Raw genomic sequence first — 266 nt, 5'->3', positions numbered from 1 at the left:
ATCCGCGGGAATGAGCTTTGGCGCCGATGTGCCGCCGGAGTTGATCCGGATCGTTATCGGTTCGATCATTTACTTCGTAGCCGCACAAGGCATCGTGCGCTGGGTAATTGCCCCTCTCTATTTCAAGCGCAAGAGAGAGAAGGTGGTCTAGATGAGTTTGGATATTTTGGGTCAGCTGATCAATACAACGCTGGTATTTTCCACGGCGCACATTTTTGCGGCCCTTGGCGGTATTTTCACGGAGCGTTCCGGGGTCACCAACATCG

Annotated in this window: 2 pseudogenes; both read left to right on the top strand. The window is 53.0% G+C overall.

Features of this window, described 5'->3' with window-relative positions:
* A pseudogene (locus KVT34_RS32220) lies at window positions 1-151 on the top strand (ABC transporter permease); the annotation flags it as partial.
* Window positions 152-266, top strand: a pseudogene (locus KVT34_RS32215) (ABC transporter permease); the annotation flags it as partial.

This window comes from Paenibacillus sp. GbtcB18 (assembly GCF_019091125.1).
GTDB classification, from domain to species: Bacteria; Bacillota; Bacilli; order Paenibacillales; family NBRC-103111; genus Paenibacillus_F; species Paenibacillus_F chitinolyticus.
This window is presented reverse-complemented; position numbering and strand designations above follow the sequence as displayed.